This window comes from Sphingobacterium sp. CZ-2, assembly GCF_004526235.1.
GTDB classification, from domain to species: domain Bacteria; phylum Bacteroidota; class Bacteroidia; order Sphingobacteriales; family Sphingobacteriaceae; genus Sphingobacterium; species Sphingobacterium tenebrionis.
The window spans coordinates 1,197,841-1,222,062 of sequence record NZ_CP038159.1 but is presented as its reverse complement, the minus strand read 5'-3'; the positions used below and the strand labels follow the sequence as shown (position 1 = coordinate 1,222,062).

The window sequence follows — 24,222 nt, the reverse complement described above, 5'->3', positions numbered from 1 at the left end:
TAAAGAATCGATTATGAGAAAGCTGCTGTTCCTTTTTGGTCTACTGATCAGTTTTGGCCTCAAAGCCCAAGATTATTCCCCGATTAGCACCCAATTGCAATTATCGCCAGTCCTCAACAAACATTATTATGGGGTATCCCTGTATGATCTGGATGAGCATAAGTTTGTGTTTGGCCATCAGGAGGATCGTCATTTTACACCTGCCAGCAATACCAAAGTATTTACCTTGTTCACGTCGCTGAAACTGATCGGGGATTCCATTCCTGGTTTAGCCTATGTGGAGCGTGGAGATTCCTTGGTTTTCTGGGGTACGGGAGATCCTACTTTCCTGCATAGTAAATTGGATCGGGGCAAGGTTCTCGAATTCCTGAAAAACAGTGCTAAGAAATTGTTTTATAGTCAATCTCCAGTACAAGAGCCTACTTATAGAAATGGTTGGAGCATAGAAGATTACGAGTTTTATTATCAACCAGAACTTACGGTGTTTCCGATCTATGGAAATGTGGTGCAGTTTCGGGAGGTGGGCAAGCAATTGAGATTGTTTCCGAGCTATTTTGAACAGCATGTCCAGCATCTGTCGGATACTGTGACAAGGTATAGGATACATCGCCCATTGGAAAACAATAAATTCGAGGTCAACAATTTTCCGTTGCCTGCTAAATATGTAAACGAAAAACCATTTAAGACCAGCGATTCCCTTTTCCTAAACCTTTTGCAGGATACGCTGAAAAGAGAGGTAGGTTATGTCAATCTGGCGATGCCTAGTGATGCCAAAATCGTTTATTCCATCGGAACAAGAGAGGTGTTGCGAGAAATGATGCTGCCAAGTGACAATTTCCTGGCGGAACAATTGAACATGGTGGCTTCTTTTGTAAAATATCGCAAATTCCAAACGGAGGAACTCCGGAAATATATGCAGACTACCTATTACTCCTTATTTCAGGATCAGATTGAACTAAGGGATGGGAGCGGGCTTTCTACCTATAATAAAGTAACACCGAGAAGTATGGTGGAGTTACTTTTATTGGTAACCGATGCGGTAAAGGACGATGCTGCCAAATTGTTCCTGTTTCCGGCCGGTGGTGTGGAAGGGACTTTAAAAGGCGTGTATCCGACTCCGGGAGGTGTGCCTTTCGTTTGGGCAAAAACAGGAACCATCAACAGCGTACATTGCCAGAGTGGATTTATTAAAACCAAGAAGGGTAAGCGTTTGGCCTATTCTTTCCTGAACAATAATTATATGGGTTCGGCTTCTCCGGTTCGTAAGGAGATGGTACGTGTGATCAGCTATATCTATGAAAATTATTAATCCCTAAAAATCTATTTGGTATATTAGCGATGGAAAAAATATGAAGATCTTTAAAAAGAACGACAAAAGGCTGATCCGCTCCTGGTCCATGTTTGATTGGGCAAACTCAGCATATAATTTGGTGATCAATTCCACCATCTTTCCAGTCTATTACACCACGATAACTAAAAATGCAGAAACGGGTAGTACAACCGTTTCTTTTTTTGGCTTTGAATTCGTGAATACCGCTTTATCCAATTTTGCCTTATCGGTTTCCTATCTGATCATGGCCTTGAGTTTACCTTTTATTTCAGCTTATTCGGATGCTGCCGGAAAACGTAAGTTCTTCATGAAGCTGTTTACCTATCTGGGCGCATTTGCCTGTATGGGGCTATTCTTTTTCAAGATCGATACCCTGGAATGGGGGATCATCTGCTTTTCCTTGGCCGCAATGGGCTATATTGGCGGAGTAGCTTTCAATAACTCCTATTTACCGATCATTGCCACGCCAGATCAACAAGATAGGGTCAGCGCACAAGGTTTTGCTTATGGCTATGTGGGCTGTGTAACCCTGCAGATCATCTGTTTTGTCTTTATTTTTAAACCTGAATGGTTCGGAATTACCGATCCATCGCTTCCTGCACGATTATCCTTCCTGTTGGTTGGATTGTGGTGGGTACTTTTCTCGCAGATTCCATTTCGGTTCTTGCCAAGAAATCGGCCTTCGGTCGGAAAGGAGAGAATGCCGTTTTTCCAAAAGGTCAAGACAGAATTTACAGGTGTATTAGCGCAGATCAAACAAATCCCTGCCATCAAGAAGTTTTTGCCGGCTTATTTTTTCTATGCCATGGGTATTCAGACCTTGGTTATTGTGGCGGCAGCCTTTGGCCAAAAGGAACTGAACCTGGGAGCTGATAAATTGATCGCTTCGATTCTTTTGATCCAGATCGTTGCCATTGGTGGCGCCTATATCATGTCGGTTTTTGCAAAGAAATTTGGAAACATCAAGGTACTGATGGTGGTCGTATTCTTATGGATCCTGATCTGTGGTGCTTCCTATTTCATGGCCAATGAATACCATTTCTATATGATGGCCTTTATGGTCGGATTGCTGATGGGTGGGATACAGTCGCTCTCCAGGTCCACATATTCGAAGCTTATCCCAACAGATATCGAGGATACCACTTCCTTCTTCAGTTTTTATGATGTGGCGGAGAAATTTGCTATCGTCATCGGTCTATTGAGCTTTGGCATAATTGAACAGATCACCAATAATATCCGTTATTCTGCCCTTTCATTAGGGGTTTTCTTCTTAATCGGGTTTTTCTTGTTGTTTCCTGTTCTAAAATTTAATAAATTACAGATTATAAAAAAATAAATGAATAAGGTAGAATTGTTTATACCCTGTTTCATCGATCAACTATACCCAGAAACAGCATTTAATACCGTTAAATTATTGGAAAAAGCAGGCTGCGAGGTGATGTACAACACTGAACAGACCTGTTGTGGTCAACCTGCTTATAATGCAGGTTTTTGGGACGATGCGAAGATTATCGGTCAGAAGTTTCTGAAGGATTTCCAGGACGAATATCCCATTGTATCCCCATCTGCCTCCTGTACGGGAATGGTAAGGGGAGGATATGATGACCTATTCACCAATTCCATGGAACATAACCGTTGCCGGTCCATCCAACGTAATATCTTTGAGATATCGGATTTCTTGGTCAATGTGTTGAAGAAGGAGTATTTCGGTGCTGAACTGATTGGGACAGCCGTTTACCATGATTCTTGTTCGGCCTTGCGGGAGTGCAAGATCAAGGAGGAACCTCGTCGCTTATTAAGCCATGTTGGCGGGTTGGAGATCGTGGAAATGCGCGATCAGGAAACATGTTGCGGATTTGGAGGTACTTTTGCAGTGAAGTTTGATGGTATTTCTTCCGCGATGGCAGAGCAGAAGGTGCAGAATGCGATGGCCGTAAAAGCCGAGTATATCATATCTACAGATTCATCTTGTTTATTACAACTTCAAGCCTATATCGAAAAACATAATTTGCCCATAAAGACCATGCATTTGGTGGATGTGCTCACATCAGGCTGGGCAAATATTTAAAAGAAACATTATTATATTATGACTATGAATTCAAGAAGAGAGTTTTTAAGAAATCTAGGACTGGCAGCAGCAGGTATTACCATGGCGCCAAGTTTGGATTTATTTGCAGCCAAAAAAGATTGGTTCAACATTTCATTAGCAGAGTGGTCACTTCACCGTAAGATCAATAAAGGTGATTTGAAAAATATTGATTTTCCAGAGTATACAGCGAAGAATTTTGGTATCTACGGAGTTGAATATGTAAATCAGTTCTTTAAGGATAAAGCAAAGGATATGACTTACTTAAAGGATTTGAATAACCGTGCAAAAGATAATGGTGTGAAGAATGTGTTGATTATGATCGATGGCGAAGGAAACTTGGGAGACCGTGATGAAACGAAGCGTTTAGCGGCTGTTGAGAATCACCATAAGTGGATCGATGCTGCGCATTTCTTGGGATGCCATGCAGTTCGTGTTAATGCGGCGGGTCAGGGTACAAAAGAAGAGGTGAAAGCGCAGGTGGTGAAAAGTTTGTCTTCTTTGGCGGATTATGGTAAAAAAGGTAAGATTTCGGTTATTGTGGAAAACCATGGCGGGATTTCATCGCATGGTGATTGGTTATCGGATGTGTTGAAGACCGTTGGTAAGAAGAACTGTGGAAGTTTACCTGATTTTGGTAATTTCTATGAATATGATCGTTATCAGGGTGTGGCGGATTTGATGCCGTATGCAAAAGGAGTGAGTGCGAAATCGCATTTCTTTGATGAGCAGGGTAATGATACAGGTATTGATTATAAAAGAATGATGGATATCGTGAAGAAATCAGGATTTAAAGGCTGGGTAGGTATTGAGTTTGAAGGAGATAAGATTTCGGAAGATGAAGGGATTAAGAAGACTAAAGCTTTATTAGAGCGGTTTAAATAGGAACCCCCGTCATTGCGAGGAGGTACGACGAAGCAATCTTTACCCATGTCATGGTGAGCGCAGTCGAACCATCTGTTCGTATACAACCGTAACGATCCTTCGACTACGCTCAGGATGACAGGAAGAAAGATAGCATCGCTAAAAAGAAAGATTGCTTCGTTCCTCGCAATGACGATTAAAGATTCGCAATGACGTTAAAGAGATTGCTTCGTTCCTCGCAATGACGGAAATCCTCGCAATGACGAATTTCCAAATTCCTATTTTAACCCTCATTCCCTTAGCAAATTACCACCTAATCAACCATCCCGTTTAAACTTTCCCAATCCTCCAGCGTCCTACGTAAAAATGCGATTACCAATGCTAAAATTGGACCTTTTCTTTTTTAGCTAGTCTTCAAATTTTGAATAAAAATTTGTTTATTTGCTTATTGAATAAAATAATATTCCGATTATATTCTTTTAATAAGCTATTACCAACAAATTATTTTGTTTTAATATTCAAGAATTTAATCAATAACAGATTCAAGAATACAATGAACATATTCGAGAATAACATAAAATCATATTCAAGAATACAGTAAAAACATAATCAAGTATTTAAAAATAATAATCTTTTAATAATCTAATATTTACACAAATTAGTTTGAACAAATGAATCAAGAGAACGATGTAGCATTGGTCCAGCACCTTTCCAAGCAAGGGGTTGACGATAAGATGGTTATGGGACACCCAGCCAGTTTATTTGTCCTTTTCTTCACCGAAATGTGGGAGCGTTTCAGTTATTACGGAATGCGGGCATTATTAACTGTCTTTTTAATTACCGAAGTCGCCAAACAAGGATGGGGATGGACTAACCAAGAAGCCATGGAGCTTTACGGATGGTACACAGGTCTTGTTTATCTTACACCGTTAGTCGGTGGTATGATCGCCGATAAATTAACAGGATATCGCAAAGCGATCCTTATAGGTGCATTGATCATGACCTTAGGTCATGCCGCAATGGCCTTTGAACATATCTCTGCCAATTTCTTTTACCTGGGTCTGGTATTAATGATACTAGGTAATGGTATGTTCAAACCAAATATCTCTTCCATGGTAGGGCAATTATATCCAGATACCAGTATGAAAAAAGATGCTGGTTATACCATTTTCTACATGGGAATCAACTGTGGAGCCTTCTTAGGGATGTTATTATGTGGTTATATCGGAGAAAAAGTAGGATGGCACTATGGCTTTGGATTAGCGGGTGTTTTCATGTTCTTTGGTATGGTTCAGTTCTATTTTGCGCAGAAGATCTTCGGTAAGATCGGCGAAAAACCAGGTACAGTACATGTAGAAGAGAAATTGGAAGCTATCGAGGAAGAAGAGACGCCTAAGAACATCGTTCGTGACCGCTTGGTGGTTGTTGCAGTTTTAATGCTTGCTTCGGTATTCTTTTTCTTTGCTTTTGAGCAAGCTGGTGGTTCCATGACCATCTTCGCGAAAGACTATACCCAACGTTTATTGGATGGTAATGCAGGCGAAATATTCAAATGGGTAGATGCGGCATTAACCATTTTCCCAATCCTGATCGTTACTTGGGTATTGTTCAAGCTTTCGCAAAAGATCTATGATCGGTATCCGATGACCGTAATTGCTACAGCAATTTCCTTTGCCATTATCTGGGCATTAGGTTTCTGGAAAGTATATAGAGAATTTAACCTAGCGCAAACAGAAGTAACTGTTTCCTGGTTCCAGATCCTGAATTCCTTCTTCATCATTACGTTGGCATCATCCTTCTCTAAACTATGGGAAAAGGTTTGGAATCCATCAGGACCCGTTAAATTTGCCTTCGGATTGATTTTGGTAGCCGTTGGTTTCGTGGCCTTGGCATACGGATCGATGTCCATCCCACAAGGAGCAAAAACAGCTTCTGTGAGCATGATCTGGTTGATCTTAGCCTATTTCTTCCATACTACCGGTGAATTATGTGTTTCTCCAGTAGGTTTATCTTATGTAAGTAAGCTTTCTCCTAAGAAATTTGCAGGTCTATTATTCGGTCTTTGGTTCACCGCTTCGGCAATTGCCAACTTTATCGCTGGTAAAACCGGATCGTACATCGACCATATCGTAGAAAAATATTCCATGTCTACCTTCTTCCTGATTATTGCGGCTCTTCCAGTTGCAGTAGCCTTATTATTATTGATTTTCAATGGTAAACTGAAGAAAATGATGCATGGCATCAATTAAATAGATTTAATTGTATAAACAATTATACAAAGCCGAATAGTTTTACTATTCGGCTTTTTATTTTAATTTTACGGGTCTTAAAAAAATAATAACCAAATATGAGTAATATTTCAGAAGCTTCATTTTCGGAAGAGTTAGAAAAAGAAGGCATTGATGGGAGCCTGGTTTTAGGCCATCCATCAGGATTATTTGTTCTATTCTTCACGGAGATGTGGGAGCGTTTTTCCTTTTATGGAATGCGCGTCTTATTGATCAACTTCTTAACAAGTGCCATTATATCCGGAAGTCCATTCTCAGGATGGGGTTGGGATCCAGTTCAAGCGGGTGCACTTTATGGTACCTACGCCATGTTATTGTATATCTCTCCAATTTTTGGAGGTATCTTGGCCGATAAATATTTAGGCTATCGGATGGCTGTGGTTATTGGTGCCGCCATCATGACCCTTGGACACTTGTTCATGGCTTTTGATACCCCTTTATTCCTTTATTTAGGTCTTGGGGCCTTGGTATTGGGTACAGGCTTCTTTAAACCGAACATGACTTCCATTCTTTCGGAAATGTACAAGAAGTTCCCGCAGAAAAAAGATGGTGCCTATACCATTTTTTACATGGGGGTAAACTCAGGAGCCTTTTTCGGAATGATGCTTTGTGGTTATTTGGCAGAAAAAATAGGTTGGCACTGGGGTTTTGGTCTTGCAGGAATCTTTATGTTCCTAGGAACTTTACAGTTCTGGTTCGCCAAACCCATCTTTGGTAAAGTAGGAGATCCGCCTACAGCAGAACAAAAAGAAGCTGCTAAAAAATTAACTGCTGAAAGTACCAATCCTGATGATAAACCTAATCCATTCACCAAACTGGATACCATTCTGATCGTTGTTATGACCATTTTAGGTTTAGGATATGCCATCAATGACCCGCTTTCCAAAATCGCAGGATTCGATGTGTTCTCCAGCCTTCAGATCGGTGATTTTGCCGGACAGAACGTTGCCATCATCTCGGCGTTGGTGTTATTCTTATTTGTGGTGATTTCCCGTTTATCGCGCTATACACGAGTAGTTCGTGATCGATTGATTGCTGTAATCATCTTTGCTTTCTTCGTCATCTTCTTCTGGATGTCCTTTGAACAAGGTGCTTCTTCTTTGGTGATTTTCGCCAGAGATAATGTAGATAGGGCATTATCAGGTAATTCATTGACCATCTTCAATACCGTAAATACTTTATTGACCGTTGTTCCATTAATCCTGATCACCTATGTGGTCGCTAAATTGACGAAACAAACCTTCGGAAAAGCACTGCTATCCAATGTGGTTCAGTTTATCTGTTTCGCAGGAGTTTGGGGTATTGCGATCTGGATGTTGTACCGTGAATATACTGCGGAAGCTTCAGAAATTACCGTTTCTTGGTTCTCTATTCTGAACTCTTTCTTCATCATTACTTTTGCCAACTTTGTTTCTAAAGTGTGGGATTCCAAATACAATCCACCGGCAGCGGTGAAATATGGTTTGGGATTGATCATCATGGCAATCGGTTTTGGTCTATTGGCATTCGGTGCCAATGGAATCCAAGAAGGTGTTAAAGTATCCATGATCTGGTTGGTATTGGCGTATATGTTCCATACCCTGGGCGAGCTTTGTTTATCGCCGGTAGGATTATCCTATGTGTCCAAATTAGCACCAGCGCGCATGATCGGATTTATGTTCGGTATGTGGTACCTGGCCATTGCCATTGGTAATAAATTGGCAGCCATCCTTGGTGGACAAATTGAGGTGATTACCAAACAATACTCTTTGAGTACATTTTTCTTGATCTTTACCATCGTGCCTATCGTGGCCGGATTAATCGTGATCTCACTGAATCCAGTCCTGAAAAAACTGATGCACGGAGTGAAATAAAAAATAATAAGGGGCTTAGCAATAAGCCCCATTTTAATATCATACAATGAATACAGAAGGACAAAAAACACTGGAGGAAATCCAGAACTTCGAAGGCAAGTATCCAAAACAGATCTGGAGCTTATTCTTTTCCGAGATGTGGGAAAGATTTTGTTTTTATGGGATGCGCGGTATGTTGGTTTTCTTTATGATCACCCAACTGAATTTTGCGGAAAAAGAGGCCAATCTACAATATGGGGCTACCCAGGCTTTCGTCTACGCTTTTACCTTTATCGGTGGTTTGTTTGCCGATAAGATCCTAGGATTCCGTAAATCGCTGGTGTTTGGCGGGATCTTGATGATCATCGGATCCGTTCTTTTATCGATCGATACGCATCAGTTCTTCTTTTTCGGATTGGCTTTCATCATCATCGGAACCGGCTTCTTCAAACCGAATATTTCTACCATGGTGGGTGAACTGTACAAAGACGGTGATAATAGGCGCGATGGTGGTTTTTCTTTATTCTATGCGGGAATCAATTTAGGCGCTTTCTTGGGCGGCTATATCTGTGTCGCAATCGGGAAAGGCTATATGCTTAGTTCGGTCATCGATGTGGCCCACCGTTGGAATGTAGCTTTCGGATTGGCAGCGGTAGGGATGTTGATCAGTTTGATCAATTTCCACTTCACCAAAAAACAATTGGGGCCGATCGGTCTTCAACCTGGACATCCCGATGCCATCGTGAAATCTAAACCATTACCAAAATGGGTGGAATATGCGGTCTATGCAAGTACCTTGATCTTTGTGCCATTGATCCAGATCATGGTCTCCAAAACGGAATACACCGATTATTTCATGTACATCATTGGTCCATTGACTTTGATCTACCTGTTCTACGAAATGTCGAAAGTGGATAAGATCGAGCGACACAAGTTGATCGCTGCCTTGATCTTTATCCTATTCTCGGTAATTTTCTGGGGAATCTATGAGCAGAGTGGGGGTTCCCTAAGTATTTTTGCGGCTCATAATCTGAACGATACCATCCTTGGCGGAACAGTGACCTTAGATCCAAATGGGGTAAATAACTCCGGAGGAGCACTATTTATCATCTTCCTGGCACCTTTATTTGGGATGCTATGGCTTTATTTGGCTGCCCGCAAGATTGAACCCAATACCATCATCAAATTCGGATTGGGATTTGTATTCCTTGGTTTAGGCTTTTATGTGCTGTATGCAACCAGGTTCTTTGCGGTAGAAGGAATGACTTCCTTGGATATCTTTACTTTAGCCTTATTGGTGATTACCATAGGGGAATTATGTCTATCGCCAATCGGACTATCCATCATGACGAAATTATCGCCTGCAAAATTACAGGGAATCATGATGGGGATGTGGTTCTTGGCGAGTGCCTATGGACAGTATGTGGCCGGTTTGATCGGAGCGAACATGGCAGAAGCTAGAGAAGGAGATTCCTTAATGGATAAATTGATTACTTATACAGATGGCTATAAACAATTGGGATTATATGCGTTAATTGCAGGGGTCATATTGATCTTATTGTCGCCTATGATCAAGAAATTGATGCACGGGGTTAATTAATATTTTGCTTAACTTTACACCATCAAAAATTAGCTTGTGTCAGATAGCATAGTAATCATTCCTACCTATAACGAGAAGGAAAATATTGAACGTATTATTCGAAAAGTATTCTCGCTAGAGGTAGACTTCCATGTATTGATCGTAGATGATGGTTCGCCGGATGGAACAGCCGACATCGTCAGGAAATTACAAGAATCCGAATTTGCCGGTAAGCTCTTCATGGAAGAGCGAAAAGGTAAATTAGGATTAGGTACAGCCTATATACATGGTTTCAAATGGTCTCTACAGCGAAGCTATGAATTCATTTTTGAGATGGATGCCGACTTCAGCCATAATCCTGATGATCTGATCCGCTTGCGGGAAGCCTGCATGCATGGGGGAGCCGACATGGCGATAGGTTCGCGTTATATCAAAGGCGTAAATGTAGTCAACTGGCCCATGAACAGGGTCTTGATGTCCTATTTTGCATCAGCCTATGTGCGTCTCATTACCCGCATCAACATCCAGGATGCGACCGCAGGGTTTGTTTGTTTCCGCAGGAAAGTGTTGGAGACCATCCCGCTGGACAAAGTGAAATTTGTAGGCTATGCCTTCCAGATCGAGATGAAATTTACGGCGATCAAGTATGGTTTTAATGTGGTCGAAATTCCGATCATCTTTACAGACCGTACCTTAGGCACCTCAAAAATGAGTACTAAGATCTTTAAAGAAGCATTCTTCGGCGTGATTCAAATGAAGGTCAATTCATTTTTTAAAGATTATAAACAATAGCATGAACGAGAATCTTGACCCAAATCCGGAGCGTCTATCAACGACCGACAAAGATCTGGAGCGCGTACTGCGCCCCCAAACCTTTGATGATTTCACTGGTCAGGCTAAGATATTGGAAAATCTGTCGATCTTTGTGAAGGCAGCCAAGCTTCGTGGGGAGGCATTGGACCATGTATTGCTACATGGCCCTCCAGGACTTGGAAAAACCACCTTATCCCATATCATCGCCAATGAAATGGGGGTGGGCATCAAGATAACTTCCGGTCCGGTATTGGATAAACCCGGGGATCTTGCCGGACTATTAACCGGTTTGGATGAGGGAGACATTCTATTCATCGACGAGATACACCGTTTAAGCCCCTTGGTGGAAGAATATTTATATTCTGCCATGGAGGACTTCAAAATCGATATCATGCTGGAAACAGGGCCCAATGCGCGTTCCGTGCAGATTTCCTTGAATCCATTTACTTTAGTCGGTGCAACCACCCGTTCGGGATTGCTTACCGCCCCATTACGCGCGCGTTTCGGTATCAATTCCCGCTTACAATACTATGATTCCAAATTATTGACGGATATCGTGATGCGATCAGCCATCATCCTTAAAGTTCCAATCTCCGAAGAAGGAGCTTATGAAATTGCACGTAGGAGTAGGGGTACCCCTCGTATTGCCAATGCACTGCTGCGAAGAACCCGGGATTTTGCCCAGATCAAAGGAAATGGTTCCATTGATAAAGCCATTGCCCAGTTTGCCTTGAATGCCCTAAATGTGGATGAGCATGGTTTGGATGAAATGGATAATCGGATCCTGATGACCATCATTGATAAATTCAAAGGAGGTCCGGTAGGCTTGAAGACCATTGCAACTGCTGTTGGGGAAGATGAAGGTACTATTGAGGAGGTTTATGAACCTTTCTTGATCCAGGAAGGATACCTGATGCGTACTTCGCGGGGAAGGGAATGTACGGAACTGGCTTTCCGTCATTTGGGAAAAACCAATTACCCAAAAGGAAATACTCTTTTTTAATCGCTTAGAAAACTACTACTTTATTTTGCTCAATGCTTTCAAAAGCTTATTTCCTCGGCTTTTCAAGGCAGCTGATGCTTCTTTTTCCAATTGTAGTTCTATTTGCAGCTTAAGTTCCTGCGCTAGCCAGGGATGATTGGGGATGCATTGGAATAGGATATCAAAGGCGTTGACCAGGACAGCTACAGGGCAGGAGGCATCTTCTACGATCTGAAAGGTCTTTTCAATGATACTTTCCTCTTCTACTTCCGTTAAATCAAAGGATTGGTTGGCCTTGGAGGTCATCCACATCATGATCTTGGAATAACTCCTTAACACACTCCAGTTGTTAGAAAAGCAATAATTTTGAATAAGTAATCCCTGGTGCTCCTCGATCAGGTAAGTGTTCTTCAATACGATATGTTCCAACGCCCAAGCCGCGCGAAAGGCTACTTTAGGATGATCCAAATTTACACTGAGCTGGGCAAGATCCAGAAAGGGAATCTCTTTCAATAAGGCTAAAGAGAAATCAGAGGCACCATACTGTAATAGTGCCTCCGATTGCCGTTGATGTTTTTGGGTAAACATCAATTATCTTTTGATGGGTTTATCTCGATTCATTTCGGTCATATCCACTTCATTCATTTTGGACTCACCCAATAGGTGTTGGCTGAAATAATCTGCCATCCTCCAGAAGAAGTATTCCGTCATATCCCCAAAACCATGGCGCTGTCCAGGTAACAATAAGAAATCGAAACGCTTATTGGCTTTGATCAAGGCATCAACCATGCGAATGGAGTTTGCCGGATGCACGTTGTTATCGATATCACCCGTAACGATCAATAATTTACCTTTTAGGTTTTTCGCTAGATCCGAGTTGCGATCGATCTGGTAATTGAAAGACGTATCACCTTTACTGTTCACTTTTTCAGTGATTCCATGGTGTCTTTCGCTCCACCAACGGTTGTAGATGTTGTTCTCATGGTTTCCAGCTCCAGAAACGGCTACCTTGAAGAAATCCGGGTAAACCAACATGGCTGCCGTAGACATAAATCCACCACCAGAGTGACCGGTAATTCCAACACGGTCTATATCGATGAAGGAATATTTATTGGCCAATTGCTCCGCCACCACTTTTTTATCCTCCAATCCATAATCACGAAGGTTTCCGTAGCCATAGGTGTGGTACCATTTTGAGCGGGAAGGGTGTCCTCCACGGTTTCCAACGGAGATCACGATGAATCCCATCTGCGCCAAACGGTCTACACGGTCCATACTTCTGCCGAAGCTTTTGTTCACAGCCTCTGTTTGAGGCCCTGGGTACACATATTCAATGATCGGGTAGGTCTTGGTCGAATCGAAATCAAAAGGCTTGTACATCACCCCATATAGGTCTGTGATGCCATCCCCAGCCTTTACCTTGAAGGGTTCCGGGAATTTGTAGCCCGATGCCATCAATTGGGAAAGGTCAGCGTCCTCTAATTTCATGATAAATTGACCCGATGCACTGTATAGGTTGGAAACAGGAGCCGTATTGACTCTCGAAAAGTTGTCTACAAAGTAATTTCCGCTTTCGGAAGCTAATACTTGATGGTCAAAATCTCCAGGAGTCAATAATTTGAATGCAGACCCGTTTTTGTTCACCGAATAGTAATGGGTATAATAAGGATCTAATTTCTTATCCACACCGTTCGCTTTGAAGAATAGGGTTCCTGTATTTTCATTATAGCTGGTCAATTCATCACAATGGAAATCTCCTTTGGTGATCTGATTGATCAATTTCCCCTGATTGTCGTATAGGTAGAAGTGACCCCATCCATCGCGTTGAGACCAATGGATAAACTGGCTGTAATTATTGATGAACTGTGGTTTTTTGATGTCCAAATACACATTAGAGCGTTCTTCCACCAAGGTTCTTGTCGAACCATTCACGTTGACAGCCACCAGATCAATACGTTTTAAGTCGCGGCTAGAACGTGCAATGTAGAATTCCTCATTCGTTCCCAACCAGTAGTTGATGTAATGCTTTCCTTTATAGTTTGCTTTCGAACGGTCCTTGCTCCAGGTGCTGATCGTCTGGTTCTTGAATTTAGCCACATTGATCTGTCTAGGTTTCAAGCTAGCTGCATCAAAAAGGTAAAGTTCTACTTCGGTAGAATCCGTTTCTCCTGGCATCAGGTATTTATAGGTCTCCAGGGTAGGGCGTTTGCCACCTACATTATTGATCACCCACAATGCGTTGTATTCTCTATTATCCTTACGGGTTAAAGTAAAATAACGGCCATCAGGGGACCAATTGATCCAAACTGGTTTTCTTTTTTTCTTTTCCTCGTCTTCGGATTTCTTATCGCCGCTGGTTACGGAATATTCATCTCCACCCCAAGCATAGTATTGTACACCATCCGTGGTGATCTGATGCTCTACTATGGTACTATCTTTTTCATCCTTTTGGGCTTTTAGGTAGTTCGCATAATCCATCCAGTATAGGTTGAAGTTCTTGGCATAGAAAACCTTGGTGGTATCCGGATTGAAATTCGCCCAGAAAACACGTCCTTTTTCTTTGGTCGTATCACTGATTTCCTTCAGGTTTTTGGTGTTGATGTTATATTCAAAGTGGAAAAGCTTTTTCTTTATGGTATCGCTTTTATTGGTCAGTTTCTTGATTTCCTCTTTGGATTTTACGGTATCTAATGTGCTCTGTACCTCAAAACGGATCAGGTTCTCGTCCTTTTCCATAAAGCGCAGGTTTCTAATATCTAAGTGTTGTGCATCGAAAGGGTTTCTAACGATAGAAGTGATCTTAGCAGCCATTTCAGATCCATCAAATAGTTCCTGTTTGCGTCTGGAGGCAGGTTCCACCAAGTACCATTTTTTTCCAGCGGAAGTACGGTATTCGTACCAGAATTTTTCACCGAAATTAATCCAGTTAGGATTTACTTCTGTGGAGTAGATCATGGTACTCAATCGGGAAGGAGAGTATTTTGCCGCCAATTGGTAATTTGGTTTGGCCAAGGTGCTTTTTTCCTGAGCGAAAGTCCATACGGAACAGAGCATCAAAAAGCCTAATAATGATTTTTTCATTTTATATTAATGGAAATTATTTGGTTTCAGCGAAAATATTGCTTTCTAAGGGGATAAGGAAGTATATTCTGTATTATTTTTGCTATTCTTCGTAGAATTTTTCGTTGAAATTCACGAGGAACAATTCTTTCGTTGCCCGGGTCAAAGCCGTGTACAGCCAGCGCATAAACTCGGTTGTCAACATTTCATCGGTCATATAGCCTTGATCCACGAATACCAAAGGCCATTGCCCCCCTTGGGCTTTATGACAGGTAATGGCATAGGCAAATTTAATCTGTAAGGCATTGTAGTAGGGGTCTTTTTTGATCGCCTCCATCCGGTATTTTTTGACTGGTATATCTTCGTAATCTTTGGAGATGCTTTCGTAAAGTTTTTGCTGCTGATCGTAGGGAAGATTAGGGGAATCCACATAGAGACTATCCAGCAGGACCCTGCATCGGATGGCGTCGCCTTCATTGTTGTCCATGAACTCCAAGTAGAGGTCAGCAAACCTAAAACCATGCATTTCATGTACATTACTTACTTTTTTGATGATCGCCATATCGCCATTGGCGATGAATCCTTGGCTCTTTTCATCATTCTCCTGCAGCCAATAATAATTGTTGCGAACCACCATGATCTGATCCCCACCCGTGATCTCCTCATCCCGAAAAAGGATCTGGTTGCGTATGTGTTGATTATATAGATTGGCGGATTTGTTGGATCGGCAGATGACCATGCATTGCTCAATGCCATATTTATCATAGGCATAATGTAGGCCTTCGATCAGCCTTTCACCATTCATCCTGTAAATGTCCTTAAAAGATTTGGTCACAAATTGTGGGTAACTGTACTCCACAAACTCCTCGTCCAAGCGGATTTCATTCCGGATCCGGGTAGCATTGAAAAGGATTCCCGAATTTTTATCCTGTCTAACGACATCAGTTAGTTCGTAGGTGAAAATACCCAATCCAAATTCCCCATTCATGTATTCGGGATTTAGTGCAGGGCTTTCTTCCAATCCAACGGGAGGGAGCTGAGCGGTATCTCCAACCAACATCAAACTGCAGTTTTCCCCCGATTGCACATATTGTATGAGGTCATGAAGCAGTCCGGAAGAGAACATACTTGCTCCTTCATTGCTGATCATAGATGCTTCGTCCACAATGAATAATGTGTTTTCATGTGTATTATCACCTAAGCCGAAATTAAGGTCAATACTTGCTGCGTTTTTCTTGCGGTAGATTTTTTTATGGATGGTCAAGGCTGTTCTGCCGGAATAAGCACTCATTACTTTTGCCGCCCGACCTGTAGGAGCCAGCAATACCGATCGCTTCTGTATTTTTGGCAATATTTTGACCAATGCCGAGATGATGGATGTTTTTCCCGTACCGGCATATCCTTTTAGAATAAAGCAGGCGTCGGAGGAAAAGGTATGCAAAAAATCAGCCAACAAGCCGAAAACTTCTTCCTGTTGTTTTGTCGGTTGATGATGGAATTGCTGTAAGAGGTGATTTTTCACTTGCACATCCAAAGTTATTCAAAAGGTTGGTCAAACCAATTTTAAAAACTATTTTTGTGATTAAAGCATCTGCAAAAGCATGATTTATACGTCGTCACAATTTCACTTACAATATATTGCTAAATATCAATTAATCGTTCAGGCGAATTTTAACCATGACATATTATATGTGGTTGATTACGAAGGACAATTGTTGGTTTACATGAAGTATGAAAGCAATAGTCCCAGCGAAGAGGCTTTAAAGATTTTGAGTCTTCCTTTTCAGAAGGTCTATGTGAGTATCCCGCATAATAACCTGACATTCATTCCGAATGATCTCTATGATATGGAGGATGTAGAGAAATACCAGGATTTTATGGAACATCCAGGAAGAAAAGCTGAATCGGTTTCCTTGGATTTCCTTCAAGCACAGGCTTTTTATCAATATGATGTGTTGTTGGAGCAACGTTGGAGATCCTTGTTCCCGCAAGCCCAATTTATCCCGGAATTTAAATTGAACCTGATGCAGGCAAGACCTCATATTCCGCTACAAGGCGAGGTATTGGGTGTTGTATTCCATGAACAAGTGGTGGATTTGTTTTTGTTCATCAATGGGCAGTTCAAGCTATATAATAGTTTTGAAGTATATTCTGAAGAAGATCTCAGTTATTATGTGCTTCATCTTTTCCAAGTATTTGGCATCGATGGAAAGGTGAGCAAGGTTCTGTACAGCAGTATGAACGCTGAAAGCCCATATATTGGAAAATTGGCAGAATATGGCCATCAGGTAAAGGGTATTAGTTCGCAGCAGGCATTATCTTTATTGGATGAATTACCTTCCGGGTTGGCAGATAGTTACCTTTTAGAATTACCAAAATGCGCATTATAGGAGGAAAGGCTGCAGGATTACGTTTAAATCCACCACAGAATTTACCGGTTCGTCCGACTACAGATCTAGCCAAGGAAGCCTTATTCAATATCCTGAACAATAAACTGGATTTTGACGACTTGGATTGTCTCGATCTTTTTGCTGGAACTGGAAATATTTCTTTTGAATTAGCGTCGAGAGGGGTAAAGTCGGTTGATGCGATTGATCTGCATGGTAAATGTGTGATGTACATAACGGATACGGCGAAGAAATTGGATCTAACACAGATCAAAGCTCGGAAAGCAGATGTATTTAAATTCATCAAATCAGCGAAGGGTACTTATGATCTGATTTTTGCGGATCCACCTTATGATATTGGTCAGTTGCCGATGCTCCCTACTTATGTTTTTGAAAACAATTTGTTAAATTCAGGGGGATTATTGATTGTTGAACACCCAACGAGTAGAAAAATGGCCGCCCATCCCAATTTTGTGGAGCAACGGCAATACGGAAACTCGTCATTTAGTTTTTATAGCCTAGTATAAAAAACTTATTATAAATAGCCTAGCATAATGAGAATCGCAGTTTTTCCAGGGTCTTTTGATCCTTATACTATTGCACACCACGATCTGATCGAACGTGCATTACCGTTATTTGATAAGATTTATGTAGCCATTGGGATCAATAGTTCCAAAGTGGGCATGATGGATGTGGAAACCCGCAAAGCAGCCATTTCTAAGCTTTATGCTGGAAATGAGAAAATTGTGGTGGGTTTTTATCAGGGATTGACTGTAGATTTTTGTAGGGAGGTTGGAGCGACTGTTATTTTAAGGGGAGTACGTAATAATACGGATCTGGATTATGAGAATATCATTGCGCAGAACAATTTGATTTTGGCACCGGAGGTGGAGACTTATTTTTTGGTGAGTAGATCAGGGAAAGCGCATATATCGTCTACGATTGTTAGGGATATCTGGAAGAATAAAGGGGATATTAGAGGGTTGGTTCCGGAGGAGGTGTTTGGGTTTATTTTAGATGATAGATGATAGATTATAGATGATAGATGATAGATTTTTGGCGTCATTGCGAGGAGGTACGACGAAGCAATCTTTACACTTATCGAAAGATTGCTTCGTTCCTCGCAATGACGAAGGCCTCGCAATGACGGAGACCTCGCAATGACGGAGACCTCGCAATGACGCGGAAATAAACTCCTTAAATTAAATTCAACCTTACCTTCTGGCCTTTGATCCTACCATTAGATCCTAGCTTAATAACCTCTCTTGCAATAGCTCTACTAACAGCTACATAAGATTCATTGGGTTTTACATCGATCATTCCAAGGTCTTCCTTTTTAAAATCTCCCAGGTTCAGAATAAAACCAACGATATCAATCTTATTTACTTTTTGGCGTTTTCCGGCCGTTATACGAATAGTTTGGTATTTCGGAGGTTCTGGGATTGGGTAGAACTCATTCAACTCCATCACCGGAACATCCTGAAAATAAACCGGTACTCTTTCCTCCGTCGTTAATACCCCATAAACATGTCCTTCCTGTTGGTTTCTCCCAGCGCGACCATTTCTATGGATAAAATCCTCTTCCTTAGGTGGGAACTGATAATGCACCACATGGTTCATATCCGGAATATCAAGACCTCTAGAGGCCAAATCCGTAGTTACCAATATCAATTGGCTACCATTCTTAATTTTTAATATAGCTAGCTCACGGAAAAATTGATCTAATCCACCATGATAAGGGATGCTATCGATTCCTTTGCTTTCCAATAGTTCAGAAATATGTTCTGCGGCTTCGCGATGGTTACAGAAAACCAAGATCCGCTCAGCACCAATCTTACAGATCAATTTAAAGAGACCTTCCAATTTCATTTTGCTGGACACCTCCACCTTATGGTAATCCAAACTCGGGATTAATGCCTCCTTGTTCAAGAAATCCAATTTAATGGGATCATTAAGCTGGATGAAATTAGGCTTGTCGGTTACATCGGTCGCCGATGTCATCACTTGGTGCTTGATGTTCCTACAGCTGTTGATGATGTAAGAAATCTGCTCAGAAAATCCTAATTCCAAGGATTTATCAAACTCATCCAGGATCAGGGTATGGCAGTTTTCTAACAGATCAGGTCTTCTTTCCAAGTGGTAGATCAATCGACCAGGAGTAGCTATGATCAGGGAAGGACCTTCCTTAAGCTTGTTTTTCTCCATACGGTTATCATTTCCACCGTATAAACAAACCAAGGAAAGAGTATTATCCATCTTTCGGATAACCGATTCGATCTGAAGTGCCAGTTCTCTGGTAGGTACTACAATCAGCGCCGAAGAAGCCTGGATAGGGTATTTTTTCAGCAATTGCATCAGGATTAAGGAGAAGGCCAACGTTTTTCCAGAACCTGTAGGGGAGAGCAGAATAAAATCTCGTGTGTCGTCAAATTGACTCACTACAGCCTCCTGCATGGGGTTCAGCGCCTCTATTCCTAATCTATCGATATATGATTTTTCCTGTTGCATGCTGCAAAATTATCATAATTTATTGGATAGGCAGGGGATATTCGTTAAATAATGTTAACAAAGGAGAGGTCATTTCATTTTCGGCACGGAGATTGAATACTATTTAGCTCATAATTTAGGTTAATAATTGGTTAGTTAAAACTCCTGGAGCTCCCCGCTTCAGGAGTTTTTTTATTAATAGAATTGGCTTAATTTTTATTTTTAAAATTAACTTAACAGATAAAGGCACCGCTTTTGCTTATCTTGTAGGAGCTATTGAATTTTATAATTAAATTACGTGTTATGATAAAAAGAATCAGTATCCCCTTATTCCTCATGTCGCTTATTTTTATTTCCTCCTGTGGGGTAAGTAAAAAAACATACCAGGCATTGGATGCTCAGTATAATGACTTGAGTGCGCAATATCAAAAAAGTCAAGTGGAGCTTGCCGAAAGTAGAGCCCGTGTTACCAGTTTAGAAGAACAGTTGGAACAGGAGCGTAAAACCAATGCAGGTCTTCGGGAGGCATTGGCAAAACTGCAATCCACTTTGGATAATAGTATCAACCAAAACACTCAGGGAAATGTCAATATTTCCAAATTGGTGGATGAAATCAACGCTTCCAATAAATATATCCAGCATTTGGTGAACACCAAAAACAAAAGTGATTCCCTTAATCTGGTGTTGACGAATAATTTGACCCGTTCATTAAGCCGTGAAGAATTACGCGATGTGGATGTGAAAGTATTGAAAGGTGTGGTTTATATTTCCTTGTCGGATAATATGTTGTACAAATCAGGAAGTTATGAAATTTCTGATCGTGCAGGGGAGACCTTATCCAAAATTGCTAAGATCATCCAGGATTACAGAGAGTATGATGTGTTGATCGAAGGTAATACCGATACAGATCCTATTTCGAAAACCAATATTAGAAATAACTGGGATCTAAGTACTTTACGTGCATCTTCTGTTGTACAGGCATTACAGAATACCTATGGTGTAGATCCTAAGCGTCTGACTGCTGGTGGTCGTGGAGAATATAACCCGATTGCAAGCAATGATTCGGCTGATGGTAAAGCGAGAAACCGTAGAACGCAGATCATAATTACGCCTAAATTGGATCAATTTATGGAGCTGATTGATCAGGCACCAGAAACCTCTGATGCGGATGCATCTGCAGCAGATACCTCTGGATTGTAAGAATTTTTATTTAAAATCTTAATATTTAAAAGGCTGTATCAGAATATCTGATACAGCCTTTTTTATGGGTTATGTCATTGTGATACATACGTCATTGCGATCCATACGTCATTGCGAGGAGGTACGACGAAGCAATCCAAACGTCATTGCGAGGAACGAAGCGATCTTTGAACATTGTCATCCTGAGCAGCGTCGAAGGATCTGCAATACTACTTACGAACAGATGCTTCGACTACGCTCAGCATGACATGCGGACAGATTGCTTCGTCGTACCTCCTCGCAATGACGCAGAGGCTCTTATAAATCTACTCTTAAAAACTTACCTTCTTTATCGAATACCAAATCGATATCATTCACCAATTCCACATCAAATCCATGCTTTTCCTTTTCAATGCTCTTGATTCCAGAATTCGCATAATTCTCATTAATATAACTTACAATCGGCGCAAGGATAAAACCTGTACTGATTGCCGTGTTATTATTGGATTCCACTTCTGTCCAATCTCCATTCTTATCAAACTTCACCTGAACACCAGTTGCCAAAATTGCTTTATACTCTGTTCCTGATAAAGCTTCTTTTTCTTTCTCCACTTGAAGGATTTTCACCCCATTAAAGTGCGTATTTAAAAAGGTATTGGCCTCTTTCGGTAATTGGTCCGCTTGAATAACTTCCTCCTTATCACAGGAAATAAACAAAATCCCAAAACTCAATATAGCAGTTAATGTAAATAGTAATTTTTTCATGTTATGTTTAATTTTTTATTATCAATTTTTTAATTTCTAACGATGAATTATTAGTCATCGATTCTTACAAATTCTCCTTTTTTATTGAACTCCAGGTCCAATCCGCTGGTCAATTCCACCTCAAATCCATTCCTTTCCTTTTTCAATTGAACAACCTCATTATTTGGAAAACTTTTGCGAACATAATTCATTATAGAAGCTGGAATAATAGCCTGCGGAACTGATTTTTGTTTTGCATCCACTTCTGTCCAGTTTCCTTTTTGATCAAACTCAATCTCTGTCCCATTTTGTAGGACAACTTTGTATTCCATACCCGAAAGCATTTCTTTTTCAGAACTCACCAAGGAAATTTGACCCTTATTATAATGTGTATTCACAAATGATTGAGCCGTTTTTGGTAGTTGATTAAATTCCAATACTTTTTTCTGTGCCGATGCACTAAATGATGCAACAAGCATTGCTGCGATCATACTGATTTTTGTTATTGATTTCATGTCTTTGTTCTTATGATTTGAATCAAAGGTCTATATCAATTTGGGAAAGAATTGGGAATACGGAAGTAAAATGAAATAATTTTTAATTTTTTATTAAATCAAAAACATGTTGATTGTGAATAAACTGATATTGAATCGTTAAATATGGATATTTCTCCAAGATGGATTGCACGATGGATAAACCTAATCCATTGGAGGTACTATCCTGTGTGCCTTTATGGAATCGTTCGAAAATGTATTTCGGATTTAGTGCTTCTCCCAGGCTATCATTAGCAATACGGATAGTCCTTTCCGAAAAAACAACCTGAATTTGTCCCTGGGGTTTATTGTATTTGATCGCATTTCTGAGCAGATTGCCGATCAATATTTGTGCTAGTTCCGGGTTACAATCCGCTAAAAATATACCCTTATCTTCCAAGGAAACCTGGACTTCCTTGTACGTATAAATATCTTCCAGTTCTTCCAGCAGATTCTTCGTTAATGCATTGAAATCTATTTTTTCGGTTTGATTATATTGGTGGTTTTCAATTCTGGAAAGCATTAATAAGGATTTGTTCAAACCTACCATCCGATGAAGGGATTGCTTCGCTTCAGCTAATTTTTTCAATTGGGATTCGTTGAATGCTTCATCCTGCAATAAAAGCTCCATTTTACCAATACTCACTGCCAAAGGGGTCTGTAGCTCATGGGAGGCATTTTCCAGAAACCTTTTCTGATCTTCAAAGACCATTTCATTCCGATCGATCATTTTGGCGATCTGCAGATTGAGCTCTTCGAATTCCTTAACCTGGCTTTTTACCGGTTGAAAACTTTTTGATTCCCCAAAACGGTATTGACTCAGGTTGCGGAGCGTTTCTTTAAACGGTTTCCAGGCATTCCGCAGGACAAAATGGTTGATGATGATTATGCTTAAGACAATCACTATATATAATACGGATAAAGAAATCGCTAAATTGATCAGGAAATCGTCTTCTTCTACAGTAGATGTGCGTATTTCCAGCTCATAAGCTTTCCCATCTTTGCTGAAAAATCCGGTACTTAGGATGCGATAAGGTTCATCTTCTTCATCATAGGGCATGTAGATCAATTTTCTGGAAAAATGATTTTTGTCCAAATCTTCCCTTGGCGCTACCTCCCGGATGATAAATTGATTGATGCCATAGGTTTTATTATCCGTTATTACCGAAGGATCTTTAAAAGCTTCCCGAATGATCTCGATTTTTTGATTCTTCAGTCCATCATCTACATTGTCATATACCTCATCCATGAGGAGGGCATAGAACAATAAAGCCCAAATGGCCATAATGACCAAAATGGCTAGAACCAGGTATCGATTCGTGTAATTTTTAACGGATATTGCCATTATACGAGTTTATAACCTACACCGTAGACCGCTTGGATATCAGCTTCGGCATCGGCATCCTTTAATTTTTTTCTAATATTTTTTATCTGGGAATAGATGAAATCCAAATTATCTGCCTGATCTGCATGATCACCCCAGACGGCTTCTGCCAAGGTGGTTTTTTCTAATAATTTATTTGGCCTCAACAGAAAGTAATATAACATATCAAATTCTTTTCTGTTGAATGATAGTGTCTTGTCGGCAATACGAACAATCCGGTTTTCAGGATCCACCGTAATGTTCTTATAGGTAAGTAGGGAAGAACCTTCCTGCGCATTTCTGCGGATAATGGATTTGATCCTTGCCAGTAGCTCTGCAAAATGGAAGGGTTTTGCCAGGTAATCATCCGCCCCGATCTCTAATCCCAGCACTTTATCTGCTACGGAGTCTTTTGCAGATAGTATGAGTACGGCCTGTTTGCGATTTGCCGCTTTCATTTGTTTAAGGATATCCAATCCTGATCCGCCAGGGATCATGATGTCCAGTAAGATACAATCGTATTGGTAGTTCATTACTTTCTCAAGGCCAGATGGATAATCCATGGCCGTTTCTACCAAAAAATTCTCCGCTTCCAAAAACTCTTTACTGTTTTGAAGTAGGTCTATTTCATCTTCTATGATCAGGATCTTCATTTTTTAAAGGTATGTTATTCTTTTTTAAAACCAAGGTGAATA

21 protein-coding genes are annotated in these 24,222 nt (G+C 40.7%); 13 read left to right on the top strand and 8 right to left on the bottom strand.

Going from position 1 to position 24,222, the window contains the following annotated elements:
• Positions 1 to 13 precede the first annotated feature (13 nt).
• The 9 genes from E3D81_RS05555 to ruvB all read left to right on the top strand — a co-directional run bounded on the left by E3D81_RS05555 (position 14) and on the right by ruvB (position 11,795).
• Positions 14 to 1,309: a D-alanyl-D-alanine carboxypeptidase gene (locus E3D81_RS05555; RefSeq protein ID WP_134776740.1), complete on the top strand. Its 1,296-nt coding sequence runs from the start codon at positions 14 to 16 to the stop codon at positions 1,307 to 1,309.
• A 40-nt stretch (positions 1,310 to 1,349) separates the two neighbouring features.
• Complete coding sequence (locus E3D81_RS05550; RefSeq protein WP_134776739.1) at positions 1,350 to 2,666, top strand: MFS transporter; 1,317 nt, start codon at positions 1,350 to 1,352, stop codon at positions 2,664 to 2,666.
• Entirely contained in the window at positions 2,667 to 3,398 is a 732-nt protein-coding gene (locus tag E3D81_RS05545; RefSeq protein WP_134776738.1) for a (Fe-S)-binding protein, read from the top strand.
• 24 nt (positions 3,399 to 3,422) lie between these two features.
• Positions 3,423 to 4,301: a sugar phosphate isomerase/epimerase family protein gene (locus E3D81_RS05540; protein ID WP_134776737.1), complete on the top strand. Its 879-nt coding sequence runs from the start codon at positions 3,423 to 3,425 to the stop codon at positions 4,299 to 4,301.
• Positions 4,302 to 4,951: 650 nt separating this feature from the next.
• On the top strand, positions 4,952 to 6,529 hold the full coding sequence (locus E3D81_RS05535; protein ID WP_134776736.1) for a peptide MFS transporter: 1,578 nt from the start codon (positions 4,952 to 4,954) through the stop codon (positions 6,527 to 6,529).
• A gap of 98 nt (positions 6,530 to 6,627) precedes the next feature.
• On the top strand, positions 6,628 to 8,421 hold the full coding sequence (locus E3D81_RS05530) for a peptide MFS transporter (RefSeq protein WP_134776735.1): 1,794 nt from the start codon (positions 6,628 to 6,630) through the stop codon (positions 8,419 to 8,421).
• A 46-nt stretch (positions 8,422 to 8,467) separates the two neighbouring features.
• The gene (locus E3D81_RS05525; protein ID WP_134776734.1) at positions 8,468 to 10,000 is read left to right on the top strand and encodes a peptide MFS transporter; all 1,533 of its coding nucleotides are present in this window, start codon (positions 8,468 to 8,470) and stop codon (positions 9,998 to 10,000) included.
• A gap of 36 nt (positions 10,001 to 10,036) precedes the next feature.
• Complete coding sequence (locus E3D81_RS05520) at positions 10,037 to 10,771, top strand: polyprenol monophosphomannose synthase (protein ID WP_099367272.1); 735 nt, start codon at positions 10,037 to 10,039, stop codon at positions 10,769 to 10,771.
• Between the two features lies 1 nt (position 10,772).
• Entirely contained in the window at positions 10,773 to 11,795 is a 1,023-nt protein-coding gene (gene ruvB / locus E3D81_RS05515) for a Holliday junction branch migration DNA helicase RuvB (RefSeq protein ID WP_134776733.1), read from the top strand.
• A 15-nt stretch (positions 11,796 to 11,810) separates the two neighbouring features.
• On the opposite strand, the gene E3D81_RS05510 is transcribed toward ruvB, so the two are convergent.
• The 3 genes from E3D81_RS05510 to E3D81_RS05500 form a co-directional block, all read right to left on the bottom strand.
• Complete coding sequence (locus E3D81_RS05510) at positions 11,811 to 12,362, bottom strand: hypothetical protein (protein ID WP_134776732.1); 552 nt, start codon at positions 12,360 to 12,362, stop codon at positions 11,811 to 11,813.
• A gap of 3 nt (positions 12,363 to 12,365) precedes the next feature.
• Positions 12,366 to 14,855: a S9 family peptidase gene (locus E3D81_RS05505; protein ID WP_134776731.1), complete on the bottom strand. Its 2,490-nt coding sequence runs from the start codon at positions 14,853 to 14,855 to the stop codon at positions 12,366 to 12,368.
• Between the two features lie 82 nt (positions 14,856 to 14,937).
• Complete coding sequence (locus tag E3D81_RS05500; RefSeq protein ID WP_134776730.1) at positions 14,938 to 16,362, bottom strand: ATP-dependent RecD-like DNA helicase; 1,425 nt, start codon at positions 16,360 to 16,362, stop codon at positions 14,938 to 14,940.
• Positions 16,363 to 16,435: 73 nt separating this feature from the next.
• Here E3D81_RS05500 and E3D81_RS05495 point away from each other — a divergent pair, with 73 nt between their 5' ends.
• From E3D81_RS05495 to coaD, 3 genes are read left to right on the top strand one after another with little or no spacing between them, the layout of a single operon-like run.
• The gene (locus tag E3D81_RS05495; protein ID WP_134776729.1) at positions 16,436 to 17,224 is read left to right on the top strand and encodes a DUF3822 family protein; all 789 of its coding nucleotides are present in this window, start codon (positions 16,436 to 16,438) and stop codon (positions 17,222 to 17,224) included.
• Positions 17,212 to 17,748, top strand: a complete 537-nt coding sequence (rsmD, locus tag E3D81_RS05490) for a 16S rRNA (guanine(966)-N(2))-methyltransferase RsmD (protein ID WP_134776728.1) — start codon at positions 17,212 to 17,214, stop codon at positions 17,746 to 17,748. The genes E3D81_RS05495 and rsmD overlap by 13 nt, the downstream gene beginning before the upstream one ends.
• Positions 17,749 to 17,775: 27 nt before the next feature.
• Positions 17,776 to 18,249, top strand: a complete 474-nt coding sequence (gene coaD / locus E3D81_RS05485; RefSeq protein WP_134776727.1) for a pantetheine-phosphate adenylyltransferase — start codon at positions 17,776 to 17,778, stop codon at positions 18,247 to 18,249.
• 169 nt (positions 18,250 to 18,418) lie between these two features.
• On the opposite strand, the gene E3D81_RS05480 is transcribed toward coaD, so the two are convergent.
• Positions 18,419 to 19,729: a DEAD/DEAH box helicase gene (locus tag E3D81_RS05480; protein WP_099366348.1), complete on the bottom strand. Its 1,311-nt coding sequence runs from the start codon at positions 19,727 to 19,729 to the stop codon at positions 18,419 to 18,421.
• Between the two features lie 282 nt (positions 19,730 to 20,011).
• Between E3D81_RS05480 and E3D81_RS05475 the strand changes: the two genes are divergently transcribed.
• Positions 20,012 to 20,908, top strand: a complete 897-nt coding sequence (locus E3D81_RS05475; RefSeq protein WP_099366349.1) for a flagellar motor protein MotB — start codon at positions 20,012 to 20,014, stop codon at positions 20,906 to 20,908.
• A 297-nt stretch (positions 20,909 to 21,205) separates the two neighbouring features.
• Here E3D81_RS05475 and E3D81_RS05470 read toward each other — a convergent pair whose 3' ends face one another.
• From E3D81_RS05470 to E3D81_RS05455, 4 genes are all read right to left on the bottom strand, one after another.
• Complete coding sequence (locus E3D81_RS05470) at positions 21,206 to 21,652, bottom strand: PepSY-like domain-containing protein (protein ID WP_099366350.1); 447 nt, start codon at positions 21,650 to 21,652, stop codon at positions 21,206 to 21,208.
• A gap of 50 nt (positions 21,653 to 21,702) precedes the next feature.
• Positions 21,703 to 22,146: a PepSY-like domain-containing protein gene (locus tag E3D81_RS05465; RefSeq protein ID WP_134776726.1), complete on the bottom strand. Its 444-nt coding sequence runs from the start codon at positions 22,144 to 22,146 to the stop codon at positions 21,703 to 21,705.
• An 82-nt stretch (positions 22,147 to 22,228) separates the two neighbouring features.
• Positions 22,229 to 23,509 carry a sensor histidine kinase gene (locus E3D81_RS05460; RefSeq protein ID WP_134776725.1) on the bottom strand — a complete coding sequence of 427 codons (1,281 nt, stop codon included), beginning with the start codon at positions 23,507 to 23,509 and terminating at the stop codon, positions 22,229 to 22,231.
• Positions 23,509 to 24,180: a response regulator transcription factor gene (locus E3D81_RS05455; protein ID WP_099366353.1), complete on the bottom strand. Its 672-nt coding sequence runs from the start codon at positions 24,178 to 24,180 to the stop codon at positions 23,509 to 23,511. Before E3D81_RS05455 ends, E3D81_RS05460 begins: the two co-directional genes overlap by 1 nt.
• Positions 24,181 to 24,222 lie beyond the last annotated feature (42 nt).